The following is a 20,808-nucleotide window of genomic DNA, read 5'->3' on the forward strand; positions in this document are numbered from 1 at the left end:
GATGTCCCAAGTGCCTGCCGCTTCCATCATGTCCCCCTCGGTTGCCGAAGCCGAACCTGCCGCCGATCCTGCATCCTGGCCCGCGCCGCTGCCGGCCAGCCTGGATGCGCTGGACCTGTTCATGGATGCGCTGCTGCTGGAGGACGGGCTGTCGCGCAATACGCTGGCGGCCTACCGCCGCGATCTGATGGCCTGGGGCCGGTGGCTGGCGCACCAGCGGCCGCCGCTGGCGCTGGATGCGGCGGGCGAGCTGGAACTGCAGGGCTATTTCGCGGTGCGGGTGGAGCAGACCAAGGCCAGTTCTTCCAACCGGCGGTTGACGGTGCTGCGCCGCTACTACCACTGGGCGCTGCGCGAGCAGCGCATTGCGGCCGATCCCACGGTGCGCATGCTGGCGGCACGGCAGCCGCCGCGCGTGCCGCATACGCTGACGCAGGCTCAGGTGGAGGCGCTGCTCAAGGCGCCCGATGTCGATACGCCGCTGGGCCTGCGTGACCGCGCCATGCTGGAGCTGATGTACGCCAGCGGCCTGCGCGTGAGCGAGCTGGTGGATCTGCCGATGCATGGCATCGATCTGCGCTCGGGCGTGCTGCGCGTGACCGGCAAGGGGCAAAAGGAAAGACTGGTGCCTTTCGGCCAGGAGGCACATTGGTGGCTGGAGCGCTATCTGGCCACGGCACGCGGCGCCATCCTGGGCGGGCAGCGCAGCGATGCGGTCTTCGTGACCCAGCGAGGGGCTGCGATGAGCCGCGTGATGTTCTGGGTCATCGTCAAGCGCTGTGCGCAGATGGCCGGCATTGCGGCACCGCTGTCGCCGCACACGCTGCGCCATGCCTTCGCCACGCATTTGCTCAACCACGGCGCTGACCTGCGCGTGGTGCAGATGCTGCTGGGCCATGCCGATATTTCCACCACCACCATCTACACCCATGTGGCGCGCGAGCGGCTCAAGGCCCTGCACGCTTTGCACCATCCGCGTGGTTGATTGGATGTGGTCGGTTCGCCGGATTGCCTATTTCTGGCGTTGAAACCGTCGAAGTGGCAAAGCCCGCCTCGGGGATATGTGCTTTGCACAACAATCACCGCCGTGTTCGATGTGTTTCTGCGGAGTTCTCGATGACTGATTTCCTGCGCCGGCATGTGCTGGTGACTTCCATGCTGGCGGCGACGGTGGCTGCCGCGGCCCTGCCGATGTCTGCGTCGGCTGCCGATGCGGCATGGCCCAGCCGGCCCATCCGCGTGGTGGTTTCCTACCCGGCCGGCGGCGTCAGCGATGTGGTAGCCCGCGCCCTGGGCGAGAAGCTGGCCGCCCGCCTGGGCCAGCCCGTGGTGGTGGACAACAAGGCCGGCGCCGGCGGCGCCATCGGCCTGGACCTGGTGGCCAAGGCCGCACCCGATGGCTACACGCTGGGCTTTTCCTCCATCAGCCCGCTGACGCTGAGCCCGCACCTGGGCAAGCCCCTGTTCGATCCGCAGCGCGACCTGGTGCCCGTGACCAGCGTGATGTACTCGCCCGTGCTGCTGCTGGGCACGGCCCGCTCCACGGCGGCCGACTTCAATGCGCTGGTGGCCCAGGCCAAGGCGCAGCCCGGCGAAGTGCGCTGGGCCACGGCCGGCCTGGCCTCGCTGGGCCACATCATGCTCGAGCAGATCATGCATGCCTCGCAGGTCCGGATCACGCACATTCCCTACAAGGGCGGCGGGCAGCAGCTCAATGACGGCCTGAGCGCGCAGTTCGAAGTGCTGTCCACCAATGCCGGCCCGGCCGTTTTGCAGCACATCAAGGCGGGCAAGTTCAAGGCCCTGGCCGTGGGTGCACCCCAGCGCCTGGAGTCGCTGCCCGGCGTTCCCACGCTGGCCGAACTGGGCTACAAGAGCGCCAACATGACCTCGGTGTTCGGCATCTTCGCGCCCGCTGGAACGCCTGCGCCCGTGCTGCAAAAGCTCAATGCCGAGATCAACCAGGTGCTGGCCCAGCCGGACATGCGCGCCAAGCTGGAGGCCACCGACAACGTGGCCATGGGCGGCAAGGCCGAGGACTTTGCACGCCAGATCGAGGCCGAGTCCCAGTCCAACGCGCGCATCATTCGCGCAGCCGGCATCAAGCTCAATTGATGGAGCGCAGGGCGCCACCGGCGCCCATGCAAAAAGGGCTTGCAGCCGTCATGGCCGCAAGCCCTTTGTCTTTGGTGCCGGATGTGCGGGGCCCGCCTATGCCATGGGCTCGTCCGCCGTGAGATTGTCGGCCCAGGCCAGGGCCTGCAGATGCGCCCAGTTGACCTGGTGGTTGGACAGCTGCAGTGCATTGGCTGCGCGCGCGAAGCCTTCGTCATCGCCGCTTTCGCAGGCACGCGTCAGCTCCAGGAAGGGCGCGAACACGCCCTTGTTGTGCACCAGCGCATCGATCACGGGCTGGGGCAGGGCGATGGACTCCAGCGCCTTTTCCATGGGCTGGCCCAGCATCACGTCCAGCAGCGAGAACACGCCGACCACGAAGGCGTTGTCGCACTCCTCGGGCGAGAGCAGCTCGGCCGTCAGCAACTCCATCAGGCGCCCGCGCACCACGGCGGTCTGGCCCACGGCCGGCGGCGTGCCGCCCGCGCGCGAAGTGGTCAAAAGCAGGGCCGCCCAGCGGAACAGCTTCTTGAGGCCCAGGATCATCACCGCGTGGCGGAACGAGGTGATCTCGCACGACAGGCCGAAACCCGAGGAGTTGATGAAGCGCAGCAGGTTGAAGGACAGCGTGGGATCCTTCTTGAGCAGGGCTTCGATCTCGTCCGTGCTGGCCTGCTGGCGCACCAGATTGATCAGCTGGATGATGGTGGCCTGCGTGGGGCGGATGGTGCGCGCCTGCACGAGTTGCGGCTGGGCGAACCAAAAGCCCTGGAACAGCCGCACGCCCAGGTCGCGCATGCGCTCGAACTGCTCGGAGGTCTCGACCTTTTCGGCCACGATCTGGGCATTGGTATGGGCGCGCGCGAACTTCACCAGGGTCTCGGCATCGGCCAGTGCGAAGGTCTGCATGTCCAGCTTGATGAAGGCGGCCGCAGGCAGCCAGCTGGCATAGGCGCGGCGCAGCAGGTGCTGGTTGAAGGCCAGGCGGAAGCCGCGCTGGCGCAGGGCCTGGAAGGTGGGCAGGCGTTCCTCGATATCGGCAGCCGTGGCGTTCTCGCCCAGCGTGGGTACCTCCAGCACCACCTTGTCGGGGTGGATCAGTTCCAAGTGGCCGCCGGCCAGGCTGTCATGCGTGCAGTTGATGAAGACTGTCTTCTTGCCCACCAGCGCTTCGGCGCCCGCATACGACAGCGCGTTGAAGAGCAGGGCGGCATCGGAGGCAGCCGTGTGCGCATGCTGGGCCGTGGAGCGGTCGAAAAGCTCATAGCCGAAGACATCGCGCGCCTCGTTGACGATGGCCTGGCGCGCAATGACGGCCACCTGCCCGTCCTCCACCCCGGCTGGCAGGGGGGGCGGCGGAGCGGAGGAGTTGTCGTTGGTAGTCATTTGGAAGCTGAGAAAGATGGATGAGCGATGGCTTTCGATGGCGTTCTATAGCTTATAGCTATAGCGAGCTGTCTGCCAGTTGGTCGGTCCAGGCCAGGGCCTGCAGATGGGCCCAGTTGATCTGCTGGCTGCTCAGGCGCAGCGCGCCTGCGCTGCGGTGGAAGGCTGCATCGTCGCTGGCTTCGCAGGCCTGGGCCAGGATCAGCAGCTCGCCCAGCACGCCTTCGTGGCGCAGCACGGCGGCGGAGACGGCGTCGGGCACGGGGATCAGGCTCATGGCCACGTCCTGCGGCAGGTCCAGCATGCTGCCCAGCAGCGAGAAGATGCCGACGACGAAGGCCTGGTCGGAGTCTTCCTCGCTCAGCGATTCCTGGGCCAGCAGCTCCATCAGTCGCCCGCGGATCACGGCGGTCTGGCCGATGGCCGGCGGCGGGCCGCCGTTGCGCGATGCGGTCAGCAGCATGGCCGCCCAGCGGAACAGCTTCTTGAGGCCCATGAGCATCACGGCCTGGCGGAACGAGGTGATCTCGCGCTGCACGCCGAAGCCCACGGAATTGATCAGGCGCATCAGGTTGAAGGCCAGGCCCGCATCCTTCTTGAGCACATCCTCGATGGCATCGGTGCTGGCCTGCTGGCGCACCAGATTCAGCAGCTGGACAATGCTTTGCTGCGAGGGCGACAGCAGCTTGGTGCGCACCACCGTGGGCCGCGCGAACCAGAAGCCCTGGAACAGCTGTATGCCCAGGCGGCCCACCTGCTCATGCTGCTGGGCGCTTTCCACCTTCTCGGCGATCAGCTCGGCGCGCGTGTGGCGGCCGGCAAAATTGACCAGCACGGCCAACTGGTCAGGGGCCAGCACGGACAGGTCGAACTTGATGTAGTCGGCCAGGGGCAGCCAGGCTGCATAGGCGGACTCCAGCACCGTGTGATTGAAGGCCAGGTTGAAACCGCGTGCGCGCAGATTGCTGAGGATGGGCAGGCGGGCCTGTACCTCCTGCTGGGCGGCCAGGCCCAGCGGAGGTATCTCCAGCACCACCTTGTCGGGGTTGAGCAGCTCCAGATGCCCGCCGGCCAGGCTTTCATGCGTGCAGTTGACGAACATCAACTTGGTGCCAACCAGATCTTCTTCGCCCGCATGCGACAGGGCCGTGAACACCAGGGACACATCCGAGGCCGCCGTATGGTCCGGGTAGGCGCGCGAACGGTTGAAAAGCTCATAGCCGATGATCTGCTGCACCCCGTTGACGATGGCCTGGCGCGCAATCATTCCCCGATCCGTGGACGCGGGGCTGGCCACAGGGGCATCGTTGAAGAGATGGACAGGCAATTCGGTCATGGAGTGTTCGGTCGAAGGGACACGGGAAGCAGCAGATCTGATTGTAGGAATGTTCTGAATAAATATGCCGACAGGCAGTGTCTGCTGGGACAAGTCCGATTGCGGAGTCGGACCCATCCTAGTTTGTAAACCATTGTGTGGCTTCACGAGCGGCCTGGGCCTGTCCGCACGGCGCAGGCAGGCTTTCTTCAGACCTGCTGCAACCAGGCCAGTTCAGTATCGGTGAAGCCTGCGGCGCGGCGTGCGCGTTCGTTGAAGGGCGGGCGCAGGCGCGGCGCCTCGTAGCGCAGGGTCAGCGCCTGGTAGTGGGCCTCGGGCTCCAGGCCTTCGCGCTCGCACAGCCAGCGGTACCAATGATTGCCTATGGCCACGTGGCCCACTTCCTCGCGCAGGATGATGTCGAGGATGTCCACCGCCGCCAGCGCATCGGGCGCGCGCGTGTTGCGCAGCTTGTTCTGGATCTGGGGCGTGGCGTCCAGGCCGCGCGCCTCCAGCGTGCGCGGCACCAGGGCCATGCGGGCCACCACGTCATGGGCGGTCTTCTCGCACATGGTCCACAGGCCCTGGTGGGCCGGGAAATCGCCGTAGTCGTGGCCCAGGTGCGCACGCAGATGCTCGCGCAGCAGGCGAAAGTGCTTGGCCTCCTCGGCGGCCACCTGCAGCCAGTCCAGGTAGTACTGCTGTGGCATGCCGTCAAAGCGCCAGACGGCGTCCAGCGCCAGATTGATGGCGTTGAACTCGATGTGGGCTATGGCGTGGATCAGCACGGCCCGGCCTTCCGGCGTCGCCGGCGAACGCCTTGCAACGGCGGTGTGGTGGCGCAGCTCGGGCCGCAGCGGGCGGCCCGGCAGGTCCGGCGCGGGATCCGGCAGGGCCGGTGCCTGCGGTGCTATTGAATAAAGCGCCTGCCGCGCATACATGTCCAACGCGGCGGCGGCCTTTTCTTCGGGGTCCGTGAGGCACAAGACCTCAAGGGCGCGGTGACGTAACTCCATCCCTACAATTCTAGGTTTCCTGCCATCACCAATAATTGACGGAGACAAAGACCCATGGCGATCTATGAACTGGATGGAGTGGCCCCTGAAGTGGCGGCGTCGGCCTGGGTGGCCGACAGCGCCGAAGTGGTGGGCAATGTGCAGCTGGCCGAAGACGCCAGCATCTGGTTCGGCGCCGTGCTGCGCGGCGACTGCGAGAGCATCACCATCGGTGAGGGCAGCAACATCCAGGACGCCAGCGTGCTGCATGCCGACCTGGGCAAGCCGCTGGTCGTGGGGCGCCACGTGACCGTGGGCCACCAGGTCATGCTGCATGGCTGCACCATTGGCGACGAGTCGCTGATAGGCATCGGTGCCGTGGTGCTCAACGGCGCGAAGATCGGCCGCAACTGCCTGGTCGGCGCAGGCGCCCTCATCACCGAAGGCAAGGAATTTCCCGATGGCTCGATGATCATCGGCAGCCCGGCCAAGGCCGTGCGCCAATTGACGCCCGAGCAGATCGAGGGCTTGCGCCGCAGCGCCCAACACTATGTCGACAATGCGCGACGGTTCAAGACCGGGCTGCGCAAGCTGGGCTGAGCGAGGCCCGGCACTTTTTTACGGAATCCATCAGCGTGTCTGAACTGCATAAATTCATCTTCGAAGGCCTGCCCGTGCGCGGCTCCATCGTTCGCCTCACCGATGCCTGGCAGGAAATCCTGCAGCGCCGCGCGGGCAACGGCGAGACCGGCGCCTACCCCGCTGCCGTGAGCGAACTGCTGGGAGAAATGGCGGCTGCGGGCGTGCTCATGCAGTCCAATATCAAGTTCAACGGCGCCCTGGTCTTCCAGGTCATGGGCGATGGCCCGGTCAAGCTGGCTGTGGCCGAGGTGCAGTCCGATTTCGGCCTGCGCGCCACCGCCACCCTGATCGGCGACCCTCCCGAAGGCGCCACGCTGGAACAACTGCTCAATGTGCACGGCGGCGGCCGCTGCGCCATCACGCTGGACCCCAAGGGGCGCCAGCCGGGCCAGCAGCCCTACCAGGGCGTGGTGCCGCTGCAGGATGCGCAGGGCCGGCGCTTCACCAAGGTGTCCGACGCGCTGCAGCACTACATGCTGCAGTCGGAACAGCTGGACACCGTGCTGGTGCTGGCGGCCGACGACCAGGTGGCCGCCGGCCTGCTGATCCAGCGCATGCCGGTCAAGGGTGAGGCCAACCTGGCCGCTGCCACCGAAAGCGAGCAGTCGGGTCAGGATGCCATCGGGCTGAACGAGGACTACAACCGTATCGCCACGCTGGCCTCCAGCCTCACGCGCGACGAGCTGCTCACGCTGGATGTGGAGACCATACTGCGCCGCCTGTTCTGGGAAGAGAAGCTGATGCGCTTCGTGCCCCAGCAGGACGAGGAGCATCCGCGCTTTGCGTGCACCTGCAGCCGTGACCGTGTGGCGTCCATGCTGGTGTCGCTGGGCTCCGAAGAGGTGGAGAGCATCCTGGAGGAGCGCGGCAGCATCGAGGTGGGCTGCGACTTCTGCGGCAAGCAGTACGAGTTCGATCCCATCGACGCAGCCCAGCTGTTCACCGAGGCCGGCAAGCAGCCGCCGACCTCGAAGAACGTGCAGTAAATACGCTCGGAGTCAGTCCCGCCCGCTGCGCAGCGCGTCGAACAATCGCCGCTCGCAGTCCGGGTCGCTGCATTGCTCGCAGCCGTAGGGGCGAAGGCGGGCGCCGCGTTGCGCGGGGCTTGCGGGCAGCCAGGACCAGTCCATTTGCGGAGCCTTGAGCCTGAGCGACTCGGCCAGCTGTTGCCATTGCCGGGTCGTGCTGCCATGCAGCACGACGTAGTCGCGCGCTTCGGAGCGAAGACGGTTGCGCCAGTGCTGTTCCTGAGCGGAAAATTCTTCATGGGCATTGCGCCAGTCCGTGGCGAGCAGGTAGATTGCGAAGTCCGAGGGCAGCGATGCGGCTGGTGCGGCAACCACACAGCACCAATCCGCGTTGCCTTGGTGCTTGAGCCAAGAGTGGTTCAGTGCGTTAGCCATAGATCGTGCCAACGCTGGTGGGCCCAGCAGGAGCATGCTGGGGAATGCGGTCGCGCAATGCATGGCGCGTGATGGTAGAGGCCTCATAGTATTCATGGGGACGCTGACTATCTCTGCTCTTATAAGAAAGGCACCTCTTGAAGGTGCCTTTCTATCAGTGGGTTAGGCTCGAAAAATCAGTAATCTTTTCCATCAAGAGTCAGTTTGACGGTTTTTTCATAAATAGATTTCTCATCAATGCTGCTTCGCAGAATCGGCAAGCTTCTGTATATAAATTCACGAGAGCTTCTGTTGCCGGTTACGATGTCGAATTTGCATGCATTGACTTTTCGGTCACCGATCATCACGGTTTCATCACCAAGATAGGTCTGGGTATAAGTTTCATCTACGGGATGTTTTTCAGTGTACTGATCGCTGGTTTGTTCTCCGCGTATGCGATAGCTCAGAGATTCTCCCTGCTTCAGCATGGCCCTTCGGTTGATGACAGGCTCGGAATATACAGTACTGTACTTTGCGGGGAAGTCGCCAAGTATCTCCGTGATGGAGCCGTAGGTCCAATACACGAAAGGTGCCTCCGGAGTCAGATAGACAAGAGTTCTTCTGAGTTGAATTGATGGTTCTTCTGCAATACTGATTGTTGCAGTGTATTCTATGAGATTTTTATGGCCGCCGAAGTTGGTATTTCTTGTAGTGGTTTCCACTGTGCGCAAAAGAGGATATTTAAGGTTGCCCTCCAAATATTCTTGCTGTATCTTTTTTCCCAGCTGATATCTGGTGTCATCAAAGCAATGAGCAGCGGTTAGAGGTAAGGGCTCGTTGCTATCGTTGCCCCCGCCACCACAAGCGGTGAGAAAAAATGGTGCCAGAAGCGTGCAAAGAGCTGCGGCTGTGTTTGTTTTGAATTGCATTTGGATACTCCCTCCTTATTGAAGCAAAGGATTCTATCCGCGATGCATGCACTCTGGAAAGTACGGTCCGATTTATGAGGCCTGAAACAAACGCCTATCTCATGTAGTGAACCGGTCCCAGAACGCAGGGCGAGGAGCCGGCCAAACTGAGCGTGTAAAAAGGCCGGCATGAAGCCGGCCTTGATGCAGGAAAGCCCGACGCTCAGCGCCGCACGATCTGCACAAAGATCTCGTTGGGCTTGACCATGCCCAGTTCGCTGCGGGCCTTCTCCTCGACCATGGCCAGGCCGTCCTTGAGGTCGTTGACCTCGGAGGCCAGGCGGTCATTCTCGGCTTTTTCCAGCGCGTTGGCCACGTTCTGGTCGTGGATCTGCTGCTGCAGTTCCTTGACGTAGGCCACGCTGCCGTGGCCCAGCCACAGCTGCGCGTGCACGGCGGCGAGCAGGGCGAGCAGCACAATGGGGACGACGCGGTTGACCATGGGGGCAGATATCGCTGACAGGAAAAAGGCTTGCAGGCCCGATGGCTTGCAAGCCTAACGCTTTTCAGCGCAGGTTGTAGAAAGCCTCGCGGCCGGGGTAGTGGGCGATGTCACCCAGGTCTTCCTCGATGCGCAGCAGCTGGTTGTACTTGGCGATGCGGTCCGAACGGCTCAGCGAGCCGGTCTTGATCTGGCCGGCATTGGTGCCCACCGAGATGTCGGCAATCGTCGAATCCTCGGTTTCACCCGAGCGGTGCGAGATCACGGCCGTGTAGCCTGCGCGCTTGGCCATTTCGATGGCGGCGAAGGTTTCGGTCAGCGTGCCGATCTGGTTGATCTTGATCAGGATGGAGTTGGCGATCTTCTTGTCGATGCCTTCCTTCAGGATCTTGGTGTTGGTGACGAACAGGTCGTCGCCCACCAGCTGGACCTTGGCGGCCAGGCGGTCGGTCAGGATCTTCCAGCCATCCCAGTCGCCTTCGGCCATGCCGTCCTCGATGGAGATGATGGGGTACTTGTCGCACCAGCCGGCCAGCATGTCGGTCCACTGGGTGGCGGTCAGCGTCAGGTTGCCTTCACCGGCCAGCACGTACATGCCGTCCTTGTAGAACTCGCTGGCGGCGCAGTCCAGGCCCAGGGCGATCTGTTCGCCGGCCTTGTAGCCTGCGTTTTCGATGGCCTGCAGGATCAGCTGGATGGCGGCTTCGTGGTTTTCCACGGAAGGCGCAAAACCGCCTTCGTCGCCCACGGCCGTGCTCATGCCCTTGTCGTGGATGATCTTCTTGAGCGCGTGGAAGACTTCGGCGCCCCAGCGCACGGCTTCGCGGAACGAAGGCGCGCCCACGGGGATGATCATGAATTCCTGCAGGTCCAGGCTGTTGTTGGCGTGCGCGCCGCCGTTGATGACGTTCATCATCGGCACGGGCAGCTGCATGCCGCCCATGCCGCCCAGGTAGCGGTACAGCGGCAGGCCGGCCTCTTCGGCGGCGGCGCGGGCCACGGCCATGGAGACGGCCAGCATGGCGTTGGCGCCCAGGCGGCCCTTGTTGTCCGTGCCGTCCAGGTCGATCAGGGTCTTGTCCAGGAAGGCCTGCTCGGAGGCGTCCAGGCCCAGCACGGCTTCGGAGATCTCGGTGTTGATGTGCTCGACGGCCTTGAGCACGCCCTTGCCCAGGTAGCGGCTCTTGTCGCCGTCACGCAGCTCGATGGCTTCGCGCGAGCCGGTGGACGCGCCCGAAGGCACGGCCGCGCGGCCCATCACGCCCGATTCCAGCAGCACGTCGCACTCGACGGTGGGGTTGCCGCGGCTGTCCAGCACTTCGCGGCCTACGATGTCAACGATTGCACTCATGGCATTTCCTTTGCGGTTTTTGAAATCGGTGTGCAGGCGGGTTCCGGTGAGGTTGCGCCCTGGTGCTTGCCGGGCAAGCGGTATGGGTGGTCGGTGGCGTGGCAGGCTGCCGCGCCACCGTGCACAGCCATGCTCCGCGGCGCAGTATCTGCGATCGGGCGGCGGCCATTGTGCACAAATTGGGTGGATGGCTTTGTATGCGCTGCGCTCTTGACGGGCCGGGTATCGCTGGCCGCGGTCAGACGCCCTCGACGCAGACCATGCGCATGATGGCCGCGCCTTCGCGGGCTTCGCGGGCACGCAGGTACTCGGGCGTGTCGTAGAAAGCCTTGGCGGCTTCGAAGCTGGGGAACTTGAGGATCACGGTGCGGCCGGGATTCCAGTCGCCTTCGAGCACTTCGACCTTGCCGCCGCGCACGCAGACTTCGGCGCCATGCGCGCGCATGGCCTCGGTGCTCCACTTGCGGTACTCCTCGTACTGCTCGGGCTTGGTGACGGTGACGGACGCAATGATGTAGCCGCTGGCCATGGGTCAGACTCCAAAATCGTTTTCGAGGAAGCCGTTCTTCTTGGTCACGTCGTCGAGCGCGACCAGGGTTTCGAGCAGGGCCTTCATGTGCTTGAGTGGCACGGCGTTGGGGCCGTCGCTGAGGGCGCAGGGAGGATTGGGATGGGTTTCCATGAACAGGCCCGCCACGCCCACGGCCACGGCCGCACGCGAGAGCACGGGCACCATCTCGCGCATGCCGCCGCTGCTGGTGCCGTTGCCGCCGGGCAGCTGCACGCTGTGCGTGGCATCGAAGACAACGGGCGCACCGGTCTCGCGCATGATGGACAGGCTGCGCATGTCCGAGACCAGATTGTTGTAGCCGAAGCTGGCGCCGCGCTCGCAGGCCATGAAGCTGTCCTCGGGCAGGCCGGCCTCCTTGGCGGCGGCGCGGGCCTTGTCGATGACATTCTTCATGTCATGCGGGGCCAGGAACTGGCCCTTCTTGATGTTCACCGGCCGGCCCGACTGGGCCACGGCACGGATGAAGTCGGTCTGGCGGCACAGGAAGGCCGGCGTCTGCAGTACGTCCACGACCTGGGACACGGCCGGTATCTCGGCCTCGGTGTGGACGTCGGTCAGGATGGGGACCTGCAGGTCCTTCTTCACCTTGGCGAGGATCTCCAGGCCCTTGTCCATGCCCGGGCCGCGAAAGCTGGCGCCCGAGCTGCGGTTGGCCTTGTCGTAGCTGCTCTTGAAGATGAAGTGGATGCCCAGGGCCGCCGTGATTTCCTTGAGCTGCCCCGCCACGTCCATCTGCAGCTGCTCGGACTCGACGACGCAGGGACCTGCAATGAGAAAGAAGCGCCGGTCGAGGCCGACGTCGAAGCCGCAGAGTTTCATGGTGGGGATTCCTTGGGAAATGGTGGGCGGCGTTGCGGGGCTCAGGACTTGCGCGGTGCCTTCTGGCGCTCGATCGCAGCCTTCACGAAGGCATTGAACAGCGGGTGGCCGCTCCACGGCGTGGACTTGAACTCGGGGTGGAACTGCACGCCGATGTACCAGGGGTGAACTTCCTTGGGAAGTTCGACGATCTCGGTCAGCTGCTCACGCTGGGTCAGCGCCGAGATCACCAGGCCCGCTTCGCGCAGCTGGTCCAGATACTGGACGTTGGCTTCATAGCGATGGCGGTGGCGCTCGGTGACCACGTCACCGTAGATGCTGTGGGCCAGCGTGCCGGCCTGCACGTCGGAGGACTGCGCGCCCAGGCGCATGGTGCCGCCCAGGTCGGAGTTCTCGTCGCGGGTCTTGACCGTGCCGTCGGCATCCTTCCACTCGGTGATCAGGGCGATCACGGGGTTGGCGGACTTGGGGTCGAACTCGGTGGAGTTGGCGCCTTCGAGGCCGGCCACATGGCGGGCGTATTCGATGGTGGCCACCTGCATGCCCAGGCAGATGCCCAGGTAGGGCACCTTGTTTTCGCGGGCGTAGCGGGCCGTGGAGATCTTGCCTTCCACGCCGCGAGAGCCGAAGCCGCCGGGCACGAGGATGGCGTCGTACTGCGAGAGCTTGTCGCGCGCATTGGCGTCGCTGATGGTCTCGGAGTCCACATGGGTGATCTTCACGGCCACATGGCTTTGCATGCCGGCGTGCTTGAGCGCCTCGTTGACGGACTTGTAGGCGTCCGACAGCTCGACGTACTTGCCGACCATGGCGATCTTGACCTCGCCCTGCGGGTGCTCGGTCTCGTGGACCAGGTCATCCCAGCGCTTGAGGTTGGTGGGCGGCGTGTTCAGGCGCAGCTTGTCGCAGATCAGGCCGTCCAGGCCCTGCTCGTGCAGCATGCGGGGTACCTTGTAGATGGTGTCCACGTCCCACATGGAGATCACGCCCCATTCGGGAACGTTGGTGAACAGCGAGATCTTTTCCTTTTCCTCGTCCGGCACGCGGTGCTGGGCGCGGCACAGCAGGGCGTCGGGCTGGATTCCGATCTCGCGCAGCTTCTGCACGGTGTGCTGCGTGGGCTTGGTCTTGAGCTCTCCAGCCGTGGCGATCCAGGGCAGGTAGGTCAGGTGCACGAAGGCCGTGTTGTTGGGGCCCTGCTTGAGGGCCAGCTGGCGCACGGCTTCGAGGAAGGGCAGGGACTCGATGTCGCCCACCGTGCCGCCGACTTCGCAGATGGCCACGTCCACGGCATCCGGCGTGCCGATGCCGGCGCCGCGCTTGATGTACTCCTGGATTTCATTGGTCACGTGAGGAATCACCTGCACGGTCTTGCCCAGGTAGTCGCCGCGGCGCTCCTTCTCCAGAACGCTCTGGTAGATGCGGCCGGTGGTGAAGTTGTTGGACTGCTTCATGCGCGTTTCGATGAAACGCTCGTAGTGGCCCAGGTCCAGATCGGTCTCTGCGCCATCGTCGGTCACGAACACTTCACCGTGCTGGAAGGGCGACATGGTGCCCGGGTCCACGTTGATGTACGGGTCCAGCTTGATGAGAGTGACTTTGAGGCCGCGCGATTCGAGGATCGCAGCAAGGGAGGCTGAGGCGATTCCCTTGCCCAGGGAAGACACCACACCGCCTGTGACGAAGACAAATTTGGTCATGTCTTTTATTGGTGGTGGTAAAGCAGGATTATAGATGCGCCGCCGAATTCGCCGCGCCGCGCGGGGCTGCTCGGACGTTGCGGCTCTGCTAAATTGCGCGCCATGACTGAAGTGTTCGCTGGTAAACATCTGGTGCTCGGCCTCTCCGGAGGCGTGGCTTGTTACAAATCTGCCCAGCTGGTGCGCCTGCTGGTACAGGCCGGGGCCACCGTGCAGGTGGTGATGACCGAGGCGGCCGAGCAGTTCATCACGCCGGTGACCATGCAGGCGCTGTCGGGCCGCCCCGTCTATGGTTCGCAGTGGGACGCGCGCGAGCCCAACAACATGCCCCACATCAACCTCAGCCGCGAGGCCGATGCCATGCTGATCGCGCCCTGCAGCGCCGACTTCATCGCGCGCCTGGTGCAGGGCCGCTCCGACGAGTTGCTGAGCCTGATGTGCCTGGCGCGCCCCATGGACCGCGTGCCCCTGTTGCTGGCGCCTGCCATGAACCGCGAGATGTGGGCGCACCCGGCCACGCAGCGCAACCTGGCGCAGGTGGCGGTCGACGGTGCGCTGGTGCTGGGCGTGGGAACGGGCGACCAGGCCTGTGGCGAGGTGGGCGACGGCCGCATGCTGGAGCCCGAGGAAATCATGGAGGAGCTGGCCGCCTTCTTCACGCCCAAGCTGCTGCAGGGCCGCCAGGTGCTGGTCACGGCGGGCCCGACCTTCGAGGCCATCGACCCCGTGCGCGGCATTACCAACCATTCCAGCGGAAAGATGGGCTTTGCCATTGCGCGCGCCGCACGCGAGGCGGGCGCCCAGGTGACCCTGGTGGCCGGGCCCGTGCACCTGCGCACGCCGCGTGGCGTTCAGCGCATCGACGTGCAGTCGGCGCAGCAGATGTTCGATGCCGTGCAGCAGCAACTGCCCCAGGCTGGCGTGTTCATCGCCACGGCGGCCGTGGCCGACTGGCGCCCGGCCACGGCGTCAGACCAGAAGATCAAGAAGGACGGCTCGGGCCAGACCCCCACGCTGACCTTCGTCGAGAACCCCGACATCCTGGCGGCCGCCGCGCAGTCCGAGCCCGCACGCAGCGGCCGGCTGTACTGCGTGGGCTTCGCCGCCGAAAGCCATGACCTGCTGCAGCACGCCAGCGCCAAGCGCCTGCGCAAGCAGGTGCCGCTGCTGGTGGGCAATATCGGTCCCGCAACCTTTGGGCGGGATGACAATGCCCTGCTGCTGATCGACGAGTCCGGCACCCAGGAGTTGCCGCATGCCGCCAAGTCCCTGCTGGCGCGCCAGCTGGTGGCCGAGATCGCCCGGCGCCTGCCGCCCGCCCCTTGACACCATCGAAGGCCCGCATGTCACAGAACACCTACGAAGGTCCCCGCCACGGCGACTATGTGCGCTATGTGGATGAGCTGCTGCGCGCCAGCCCCCTGTACCGCTCTGCGGCCCATGGCTGGATGGCGCAGGGACGCAGCGATTTCACCGACGCGGTGGCCACGCCGGGCGCGCAGTCCCAGTCCGTGGTCGAGCGCGTGCGCGAGCAGGTGCAGGCTGCGGCCGAGAAGGCGCGCATTGCTGCGCAGCAGGCGTCGGTGCCTGCCCTGCCGGGGCGCCCGCCGTCTGCAGGCGACAGGAACGGCGACAGGAATGGTGGCAGGGCCGATCGCGGCCGGCAGGCGGCGCGGGCACAGCAAGCCCAGGCCTCCTCCGCCGCCAAGGCCGTCAAGAAGACGGTCTTCAAGATAGGTCCGGGCCAGTTGCTGGGTATCGTGATCGGCCTGATCCTGGCCGTGGTGATTCCGGGCATCGGCCCCTTCATCCTGCTGCTCACCATCATCAATGCCATCGTCAAAGGCTTTCGCAGCGGGCTCAAGTCGTCCGGGTGACGGCGCGGGGCACAATGCGCGCTTTGCTTTTCAAGAGAGCCTGCCGTGAGGCGCTCCCCAGATTGTTTCCATGAACGTTGATATCAAGATCCTTGACGCGCGCCTGCGCGAGAACATGCCCGCCTACGCCACGCCGGGAAGCGCGGGCCTGGACCTGCGCGCCTGCATCGATGCGCCGCTGACGCTGGAGCCCGGCCAATGGCAACTGGTGCCCACGGGCATGGCCATGTACCTCAAGGACCCCGGCTACGCCGCCATGATCCTGCCGCGCTCGGGCATGGGCCACAAGCACGGCATCGTGCTGGGCAACCTGGTCGGCCTGATCGACAGCGACTACCAGGGCCAGCTCATGGTCAGCGCCTGGAACCGCTCGGCCACGGCCTTCACGCTGCAGCCCATGGACCGCCTGGCCCAGCTGATCATCGTGCCCGTGGTGCAGCCCAGCTTCAATGTGGTCGAGGAGTTCGAGTCGGCTTCCGAGCGCGGCGCGGGCGGCTACGGCTCTACAGGCAAGCAATAAGGCGCTCAGCCAGAAAACGCCCGCAGCCGCGCTGCCCGGGCATCGCTCCAGGGAGGAATCCGCATGGCCAGGCCATCCCGGCGCACGCGCCACCGCCCATCCGCATCATGGACGCGCGTGATGCTGACGCAGGAAGACCGCATGCGCCGCCGCCTGCAGCAGCGCCACTGGCTGCGGCTGCATGCGGCACTGACGGGCGGGTTGAGCCTGGCCGGCATGTCGCTGTTGAGCCTGGGCCTGCTGCACGCGGGCATGCACAGCATGGCGCTGCGCTATGGCGTGGCCCTGGCCTGCGGCTATCTGCTGTACCTGCTGCTGCTGCGCCTGTGGGCCGAATGCATGCTGCGCCGCGACTGGGAGGTGTGCGATGTTCCCGATGTGACGCCCGGCGGCAGCGGTTCTTCACCGGCCCGCACGCCGGAAGCTGGCGGATTCGACAGCGGGCAGGGCGGCTCGTATGGCGGCGGTGGCTCCAGTGGCAGCTGGGATGACGGCGGCGCCATGTCCGAGGCCGCTTCCTCGGCCTCGCAAGGCTTTGATCTGCCGGGCATCGATGGGCTGGACGACGGAGCCGTCGTCCTGGTCCCCGTGCTGCTGGTGTTTGCGGCGCTGCTGGTCGCGGTCACGGGGGCAGGGTCGCTGCTGTGGCTGGTCTTTGGGGCCGACCTGTTCCTGGCCGTGGCGGTGGAGGTGGCCTTTGCGCTGCTGATGGCGCGCACGCTCTACGTGGTGGAGCGCGAAGGCTGGCTGCTGGCCGCGCTGCGCCTGAGCTGGAAGCCGGTGCTGGGCGCGCTGGTGGCCGCCGTGGCGCTGGGTGCTGCGGCCGACTGGCTGTTTCCCCAGGCAGACACCCTGGTGCAGGTGCTGCGCGCGCTGAGAGGGGGGTGAGCCGCTGCCCTGCGGCCTCCCGCGCTCATGCCTCTCGTCGCGCTCCGGGCAGGTGCAGCTGCATGCGCAGGCCGCCCAGCGGCGAGCGGCTGGCTGCGATGCTGCCGCCATAGGTCTGCACCAGGTCACGCACGATATCCAGGCCCAGGCCTGCGCCGGGCCTGCGTTCGTCCAGGCGCTCGCCGCGCTCGAAGATGCGGCCAAGGTCGGCGTCTTCGATGCCGGGGCCGTCATCGTCCACCGTCAGCAGCAAGGGGCCGCCGGCCTGATCGTGCTCCAGGCCCTGGACTTCCAGGCTCACGGCCTGGGCCGCCCACTTGCCGGCGTTGTCCAGCAGGTTGCCCAGGATTTCCATGAGGTCCTGGCCATCGCCCAGAAAGTCCCAAGGCTGCGCATCGCCCTTCAGCGCGAAGCGGATGCCGCGGCCGGCGTGCAGCCGCTCCATGGTGCGCACCAGCGAGGCCAGCGGCGGCTGCAGCGGCGTGCGCAGGCCTGTGGCCTGGCGGGCCGCAGCGCGGGCGCGTGCCAGATGGTGGTCCACCTGGCGGCTGGCGCTGGCGACCTGCTCGCGGACCAACTCGGCCAGCGTCCCGCCTTCCTGCGCGGCGGCATTGCCGAGGATGGACAGCGGCGTGTTCACCGCATGGGCCAGATTGCCGGCCTGCGTGCGCGCGCGCTGGACCATGTCGGCGTTCACATCCAGCACATGGTTGAACTCCTGCACCAGGGGGCGCAGTTCCTGCGGAAACCGGCCTTCAAGGCGCGGCGTGGCGCCCTTGCGCACGTCGGCCAGGCCTGTGCGCAGCAACTGCAGCGGCCGCAGCGCCAGGCGCAGCTGCAGCACCACTGCCAGCGCCAGCCCGGCCGCCAGCGTGCCCAGTGCGGCGATCAGCATGGTGGTGAAGCGCTGCATGGGCTCGGCTAGCAGGGCGCTGTCGGCCGCAACGATCAGGCGCAGCGGCGGCGCGTCGGCTTCGGGCAATTGCAGGGGGCGTGCCACGGCCACGAGCTGGTGGCCCTGGCCATCGGGCAGCATGCCGGTGTTCAGCGCCGTGTCCTCGTGGTGCTCATCCGGGCGGCCGGCATCGGCACGGAACTGGTGCCAGTCCAGCGTCTGGTCCCACAGCGAACGAGAGCGCAGCAGGCCGGCCTTCTCGGGCGGGCCCGCCCCATCGCTCACCTGGTCGATCTGCCAGTACAGGCCTGACAGCGGCTGCGCCAGGCGCGGATCGCCCACGGCCAGTCCGACTTCGATGCGCCCGCCGGGCAGGTTGTTGACGGCTGCGCTGAGCTGGTCGAGCTGCAGCACCAGCTGCGCCTGCAACTGCTGCGCGATGTGATCGCGGAACAGTCCGCGCAGTCCCCAGCCGGCCAGCAGCACGGCCGCCAGCACCCAGGCCAGCGTGCCGGCCAGCAGGCGCAGGCGCAGCGAATCACCGAGCCGGGATACCTGTCCTTCCTGTGGTGCGTTCATGCAGCGGGCGCGCCTTCCACCAGCCGGTAGCCCAGTCCGCGTACGGTCTCTATGCTGCCGGCCGGCAGCTTCTTGCGCAGGCGGCCGACGAAGACCTCGATGGTGTTGGAGTCGCGGTCGCTGTCCTGCGGGTAGATGTGTTCGGACAGCTCGGTGCGCGATATCACCTGGCCCACGCGCTGCATCAGCAGGGCCAGCACCTTGAATTCATGGCTGGTCAGCGTGAGCGGCTGGCCCGCCACGCTCACACGCGCCTGGCGCGAGTCCAGCACGATGGGGCCGCATTGCCACTGGGCGCTGGCGTGCGGGCTGAGCCGGCGCAGCAGGGCGCGCAGGCGGGCCATCAGCTCTTCCATGTGGAAGGGCTTGGCCAGATAGTCGTCGGCGCCGGCATCCATGCCGGCCACCTTCTCATGCCAGGCGCCGCGCGCCGTGAGGATCATCACCGGCATGACCCGCCCTTGTTCGCGCCAGGCGCGCAACACCGTCAGGCCATCGCGCACGGGCAGGCCCAGGTCCAGCACGGCGGCATCGAACTCCTCGACCTCGCCCAGGTACTGGGCCGTTGCGCCGTCGGCCGCCGTCTCCACCGTATGCCCGGCCTGCTGCAGCGCCTGCACGAGCTGGCTGCTCAGCGTGGGCTCGTCTTCCACCACGAGGATTCGCATCTGCGTCTAGTCCTTGCGCTTGAAGCTCAGCACCTTGCCATCGCGTGCATCGATCTTGAGCTTGGCCACGCGGCCGCCCGATTGCAGCAGCCGGATCTCGTAGATGAAGCGGCCGTCGTCATGCTCGAACTCGACCTTGATGACCTGGCCCTGGTAGTCGCGCTCGACCTGGTCGAGCACGGTGCGCAGCGGCAGCACGCGGCCTTGCTGCAGGGCCTGGCGAGCGAGTTCATGGTCGCTGTCGCCGGCATCCGAGGGCGTGGTCCAGGAGGCCAGTGCCGCCGCCATCAGCAGCAGCGAGGCCAGCAGCATCCAGGACCTGCGAGGAATGGAGAAGGATGGAGTGGGCATGGAAAACTTTATAGCCCAGCGTGGATGAACCTCGGATGAACGGCTGCTTCAGCTTGCGTTCATGGCCTGCATCGAACAATGGCTGCACGCCGTCGCAATCCACCGGAAACGAAGGCGCAGCAGCCGGCAGATGCGGCCTTTTCAGATGCATCGCCAGCCCAATCGCCGACCCAATCGCCGGCCCCGTCGCCGACCTTCACATGCCAAGGAGAACCTCATGCCTTCCATCCGACAACTGATTTCCCGCGCTGCACGCCATGGCCTGACGGGCCTGGGCATTGTTCTGATCGCCACTGCCGGGCTGGTCGCCCAGGTGCAGGCCCAGGCCGCCGCCACGGGCGGTCCTTCGGTGACCGTGCAGGCCGGCGAAGCCGTGGCCACCACGGTGGCCTCCGTGCGCGGCGCCTTCCAGGGGCCGGGGCTGAGCATCCGCGAAGTCTTCGAACGCATGGAAGTCCTGGGCTACCGCGACCTGCGCGAGATCGAGTGGGAGGACGGCCTCTACCAGGTCAAGGGCCAGACCGGCGATGGCCGCCCTGTGAAGCTCTACGTCGATGGCAACAACGGCAACGTGCTCAGCATCCGCGCACGCAATTGAGGCCGGGAGGGCAGGCTGATTTTTGTCAGCAAGTGTTCTGTCCGGTCGGCAGGCATGGGGCCTGGGACGTTGAAGCGGTATGCAGCCGCTGGCCGGTCCGGTGGCTGCCCTTGATCGATCCACGGACAGTACACAGGAGATTCTCATGCCTTCCATTCATCGCTTGAGCGCCATGGGCGCCGGCTGCATTGCCGCGCTGATGCTCAGCGCCTGCGCGGGCTACCCCCAGCAGGGCGGATACCCGGGTGGCGGCTACCCTGCCGGCGGCTATCCAGCCGGGGGCTATCCGACCAGCGGCTACCCCAGCGGTGGCTATCCCGGCGGCGGCCAGCCCGGCACGGCCTACCCGGGCGGCGGTGGCTATGTGCAGCAGGGGCGTGTGACCAATGTGCAACTGGTGCAGATCCAGCAGCCCAGCGGCATTGGCGGCTCGGGCATAGGCGCCGGGGCCGTGGTGGGCGGCGTGGTCGGCGGGGTGCTGGGCCGCCAGGTGGGCAAGGGCAGTGGGCGCGACATCGCCACCATTGCGGGCGTGGTGGGCGGTGCCATGGCGGGCAATGCCATCGAGAAGAACACCGGCCCTGGCGACCTGCGCGATGTCTACCGCGTCACCGTGCAGTTGAACGACGGCAGCACGCGCGTGTTCGACTACCAGAACAATCCGCAGCTGCGCATAGGCGAGAGCGTGCGCGTGGACAACAACCAGCTGATTCGCTGAGTACCAGGCTCGCTCCATGCAAAAGGGC

23 protein-coding genes are annotated in these 20,808 nt (G+C 65.9%); 10 read left to right on the forward strand and 13 right to left on the reverse strand.

The window, feature by feature from the left end; genetic code table 11:
- Positions 1–28: 28 nt before the first annotated feature.
- On the forward strand, positions 29–985 hold the full coding sequence (gene xerD, locus AAN986_RS07630; protein WP_047219412.1) for a site-specific tyrosine recombinase XerD: 957 nt from the start codon (positions 29–31) through the stop codon (positions 983–985).
- A gap of 131 nt (positions 986–1,116) precedes the next feature.
- The gene (locus tag AAN986_RS07635; RefSeq protein WP_016447652.1) at positions 1,117–2,115 is read left to right on the forward strand and encodes a tripartite tricarboxylate transporter substrate binding protein; all 999 of its coding nucleotides are present in this window, start codon (positions 1,117–1,119) and stop codon (positions 2,113–2,115) included.
- A gap of 96 nt (positions 2,116–2,211) precedes the next feature.
- Here the strand turns inward: AAN986_RS07635 and AAN986_RS07640 are convergent, their stop codons facing one another.
- The 3 genes from AAN986_RS07640 to AAN986_RS07650 form a co-directional block, all read right to left on the reverse strand.
- Positions 2,212–3,501 (reverse strand): HDOD domain-containing protein, encoded by a 1,290-nt coding sequence (locus AAN986_RS07640; RefSeq protein ID WP_016447651.1) that lies wholly within the window; start codon positions 3,499–3,501, stop codon positions 2,212–2,214.
- A 58-nt stretch (positions 3,502–3,559) separates the two neighbouring features.
- Positions 3,560–4,837 carry an HDOD domain-containing protein gene (locus AAN986_RS07645; protein WP_016451246.1) on the reverse strand — a complete coding sequence of 426 codons (1,278 nt, stop codon included), beginning with the start codon at positions 4,835–4,837 and terminating at the stop codon, positions 3,560–3,562.
- Between the two features lie 188 nt (positions 4,838–5,025).
- Positions 5,026–5,832 (reverse strand): ferritin-like domain-containing protein, encoded by an 807-nt coding sequence (locus tag AAN986_RS07650; protein WP_046240924.1) that lies wholly within the window; start codon positions 5,830–5,832, stop codon positions 5,026–5,028.
- 54 nt (positions 5,833–5,886) lie between these two features.
- On the opposite strand from AAN986_RS07650, the gene AAN986_RS07655 reads away from it, so the two are divergent.
- Together AAN986_RS07655 and AAN986_RS07660 are read left to right on the forward strand one after the other, a co-directional pair.
- Entirely contained in the window at positions 5,887–6,411 is a 525-nt protein-coding gene (locus AAN986_RS07655) for a gamma carbonic anhydrase family protein (RefSeq protein ID WP_047219405.1), read from the forward strand.
- Positions 6,412–6,446: 35 nt separating this feature from the next.
- Positions 6,447–7,439, forward strand: a complete 993-nt coding sequence (locus tag AAN986_RS07660) for an Hsp33 family molecular chaperone HslO (protein ID WP_034399424.1) — start codon at positions 6,447–6,449, stop codon at positions 7,437–7,439.
- A 12-nt stretch (positions 7,440–7,451) separates the two neighbouring features.
- On the opposite strand, the gene AAN986_RS07665 is transcribed toward AAN986_RS07660, so the two are convergent.
- The 7 genes from AAN986_RS07665 to AAN986_RS07695 form a co-directional block, all read right to left on the reverse strand.
- Positions 7,452–7,796 (reverse strand): hypothetical protein, encoded by a 345-nt coding sequence (locus AAN986_RS07665; protein WP_223275207.1) that lies wholly within the window; start codon positions 7,794–7,796, stop codon positions 7,452–7,454.
- Positions 7,797–8,032: 236 nt separating this feature from the next.
- The gene (locus AAN986_RS07670) at positions 8,033–8,764 is read right to left on the reverse strand and encodes a hypothetical protein (RefSeq protein ID WP_082138147.1); all 732 of its coding nucleotides are present in this window, start codon (positions 8,762–8,764) and stop codon (positions 8,033–8,035) included.
- 202 nt (positions 8,765–8,966) lie between these two features.
- Positions 8,967–9,245, reverse strand: a complete 279-nt coding sequence (gene ftsB / locus AAN986_RS07675; protein ID WP_017404372.1) for a cell division protein FtsB — start codon at positions 9,243–9,245, stop codon at positions 8,967–8,969.
- A 64-nt stretch (positions 9,246–9,309) separates the two neighbouring features.
- Positions 9,310–10,596, reverse strand: a complete 1,287-nt coding sequence (gene eno / locus AAN986_RS07680) for a phosphopyruvate hydratase (RefSeq protein WP_012206907.1) — start codon at positions 10,594–10,596, stop codon at positions 9,310–9,312.
- 238 nt (positions 10,597–10,834) lie between these two features.
- The gene (locus AAN986_RS07685; protein WP_016447644.1) at positions 10,835–11,125 is read right to left on the reverse strand and encodes a DUF1330 domain-containing protein; all 291 of its coding nucleotides are present in this window, start codon (positions 11,123–11,125) and stop codon (positions 10,835–10,837) included.
- A gap of 3 nt (positions 11,126–11,128) precedes the next feature.
- On the reverse strand, positions 11,129–11,986 hold the full coding sequence (kdsA, locus tag AAN986_RS07690) for a 3-deoxy-8-phosphooctulonate synthase (RefSeq protein WP_017404374.1): 858 nt from the start codon (positions 11,984–11,986) through the stop codon (positions 11,129–11,131).
- 41 nt (positions 11,987–12,027) lie between these two features.
- On the reverse strand, positions 12,028–13,686 hold the full coding sequence (locus AAN986_RS07695) for a CTP synthase (protein WP_016447642.1): 1,659 nt from the start codon (positions 13,684–13,686) through the stop codon (positions 12,028–12,030).
- A 102-nt stretch (positions 13,687–13,788) separates the two neighbouring features.
- Here AAN986_RS07695 and coaBC point away from each other — a divergent pair, with 102 nt between their 5' ends.
- The 4 genes from coaBC (at position 13,789) to AAN986_RS07715 (ending at position 16,971) form a co-directional block, all read left to right on the forward strand.
- On the forward strand, positions 13,789–15,012 hold the full coding sequence (gene coaBC / locus AAN986_RS07700) for a bifunctional phosphopantothenoylcysteine decarboxylase/phosphopantothenate--cysteine ligase CoaBC (RefSeq protein ID WP_047219404.1): 1,224 nt from the start codon (positions 13,789–13,791) through the stop codon (positions 15,010–15,012).
- 17 nt (positions 15,013–15,029) lie between these two features.
- Positions 15,030–15,563, forward strand: coding sequence for a hypothetical protein (locus tag AAN986_RS07705; protein WP_047219403.1), 534 nt, complete (start codon positions 15,030–15,032; stop codon positions 15,561–15,563).
- A 70-nt stretch (positions 15,564–15,633) separates the two neighbouring features.
- Positions 15,634–16,083, forward strand: a complete 450-nt coding sequence (dut, locus tag AAN986_RS07710) for a dUTP diphosphatase (protein ID WP_017404378.1) — start codon at positions 15,634–15,636, stop codon at positions 16,081–16,083.
- A gap of 63 nt (positions 16,084–16,146) precedes the next feature.
- Positions 16,147–16,971 (forward strand): hypothetical protein, encoded by an 825-nt coding sequence (locus AAN986_RS07715; protein WP_047219402.1) that lies wholly within the window; start codon positions 16,147–16,149, stop codon positions 16,969–16,971.
- 25 nt (positions 16,972–16,996) lie between these two features.
- Here the strand turns inward: AAN986_RS07715 and AAN986_RS07720 are convergent, their stop codons facing one another.
- From AAN986_RS07720 to AAN986_RS07730, 3 genes are read right to left on the reverse strand one after another with little or no spacing between them, the layout of a single operon-like run.
- Positions 16,997–18,445, reverse strand: a complete 1,449-nt coding sequence (locus tag AAN986_RS07720) for a sensor histidine kinase (RefSeq protein ID WP_047219401.1) — start codon at positions 18,443–18,445, stop codon at positions 16,997–16,999.
- Complete coding sequence (locus AAN986_RS07725; RefSeq protein ID WP_017404381.1) at positions 18,442–19,113, reverse strand: response regulator transcription factor; 672 nt, start codon at positions 19,111–19,113, stop codon at positions 18,442–18,444. Before AAN986_RS07725 ends, AAN986_RS07720 begins: the two co-directional genes overlap by 4 nt.
- Before the next feature lie 6 nt (positions 19,114–19,119).
- The gene (locus tag AAN986_RS07730; RefSeq protein ID WP_016447635.1) at positions 19,120–19,425 is read right to left on the reverse strand and encodes a PepSY domain-containing protein; all 306 of its coding nucleotides are present in this window, start codon (positions 19,423–19,425) and stop codon (positions 19,120–19,122) included.
- Between the two features lie 256 nt (positions 19,426–19,681).
- Between AAN986_RS07730 and AAN986_RS07735 the strand changes: the two genes are divergently transcribed.
- Both AAN986_RS07735 and AAN986_RS07740 read left to right on the forward strand, forming a co-directional pair.
- Positions 19,682–20,062 carry a PepSY domain-containing protein gene (locus AAN986_RS07735; protein ID WP_017404382.1) on the forward strand — a complete coding sequence of 127 codons (381 nt, stop codon included), beginning with the start codon at positions 19,682–19,684 and terminating at the stop codon, positions 20,060–20,062.
- A 145-nt stretch (positions 20,063–20,207) separates the two neighbouring features.
- On the forward strand, positions 20,208–20,780 hold the full coding sequence (locus tag AAN986_RS07740) for a glycine zipper 2TM domain-containing protein (protein ID WP_012206895.1): 573 nt from the start codon (positions 20,208–20,210) through the stop codon (positions 20,778–20,780).
- Positions 20,781–20,808: the final 28 nt, after the last annotated feature.

Source organism: Delftia sp. DS1230 (assembly GCF_040112715.1).
GTDB classification, from domain to species: domain Bacteria; phylum Pseudomonadota; class Gammaproteobacteria; order Burkholderiales; family Burkholderiaceae_C; genus Comamonas; species Comamonas tsuruhatensis.

What these genes read in the sequence shown, in the direction of transcription:
- AAN986_RS07640 (WP_016447651.1), bottom strand. Translation starts at nt 3,501, where the DNA reads ATGACTACCAACGACAACTCCTCCGCTCCGCCGCCCCCCCTGCCAGCC.
- AAN986_RS07720 (WP_047219401.1), bottom strand. Translation starts at nt 18,445, where the DNA reads ATGAACGCACCACAGGAAGGACAGGTATCCCGGCTCGGTGATTCGCTG.
- eno (WP_012206907.1), bottom strand. Translation starts at nt 10,596, where the DNA reads ATGAGTGCAATCGTTGACATCGTAGGCCGCGAAGTGCTGGACAGCCGC.
- AAN986_RS07705 (WP_047219403.1), top strand. Translation starts at nt 15,030, where the DNA reads ATGTCACAGAACACCTACGAAGGTCCCCGCCACGGCGACTATGTGCGC.
- ftsB (WP_017404372.1), bottom strand. Translation starts at nt 9,245, where the DNA reads ATGGTCAACCGCGTCGTCCCCATTGTGCTGCTCGCCCTGCTCGCCGCC.
- AAN986_RS07730 (WP_016447635.1), bottom strand. Translation starts at nt 19,425, where the DNA reads ATGCTGCTGGCCTCGCTGCTGCTGATGGCGGCGGCACTGGCCTCCTGG.
- AAN986_RS07635 (WP_016447652.1), top strand. Translation starts at nt 1,117, where the DNA reads ATGACTGATTTCCTGCGCCGGCATGTGCTGGTGACTTCCATGCTGGCG.
- AAN986_RS07725 (WP_017404381.1), bottom strand. Translation starts at nt 19,113, where the DNA reads ATGCGAATCCTCGTGGTGGAAGACGAGCCCACGCTGAGCAGCCAGCTC.
- AAN986_RS07695 (WP_016447642.1), bottom strand. Translation starts at nt 13,686, where the DNA reads ATGACCAAATTTGTCTTCGTCACAGGCGGTGTGGTGTCTTCCCTGGGC.
- AAN986_RS07645 (WP_016451246.1), bottom strand. Translation starts at nt 4,837, where the DNA reads ATGACCGAATTGCCTGTCCATCTCTTCAACGATGCCCCTGTGGCCAGC.
- coaBC (WP_047219404.1), top strand. Translation starts at nt 13,789, where the DNA reads ATGACTGAAGTGTTCGCTGGTAAACATCTGGTGCTCGGCCTCTCCGGA.
- xerD (WP_047219412.1), top strand. Translation starts at nt 29, where the DNA reads ATGTCCCCCTCGGTTGCCGAAGCCGAACCTGCCGCCGATCCTGCATCC.
- AAN986_RS07735 (WP_017404382.1), top strand. Translation starts at nt 19,682, where the DNA reads ATGCCTTCCATCCGACAACTGATTTCCCGCGCTGCACGCCATGGCCTG.
- dut (WP_017404378.1), top strand. Translation starts at nt 15,634, where the DNA reads ATGAACGTTGATATCAAGATCCTTGACGCGCGCCTGCGCGAGAACATG.
- AAN986_RS07715 (WP_047219402.1), top strand. Translation starts at nt 16,147, where the DNA reads ATGGCCAGGCCATCCCGGCGCACGCGCCACCGCCCATCCGCATCATGG.
- AAN986_RS07650 (WP_046240924.1), bottom strand. Translation starts at nt 5,832, where the DNA reads ATGGAGTTACGTCACCGCGCCCTTGAGGTCTTGTGCCTCACGGACCCC.
- AAN986_RS07670 (WP_082138147.1), bottom strand. Translation starts at nt 8,764, where the DNA reads ATGCAATTCAAAACAAACACAGCCGCAGCTCTTTGCACGCTTCTGGCA.
- AAN986_RS07655 (WP_047219405.1), top strand. Translation starts at nt 5,887, where the DNA reads ATGGCGATCTATGAACTGGATGGAGTGGCCCCTGAAGTGGCGGCGTCG.
- AAN986_RS07740 (WP_012206895.1), top strand. Translation starts at nt 20,208, where the DNA reads ATGCCTTCCATTCATCGCTTGAGCGCCATGGGCGCCGGCTGCATTGCC.
- AAN986_RS07685 (WP_016447644.1), bottom strand. Translation starts at nt 11,125, where the DNA reads ATGGCCAGCGGCTACATCATTGCGTCCGTCACCGTCACCAAGCCCGAG.
- kdsA (WP_017404374.1), bottom strand. Translation starts at nt 11,986, where the DNA reads ATGAAACTCTGCGGCTTCGACGTCGGCCTCGACCGGCGCTTCTTTCTC.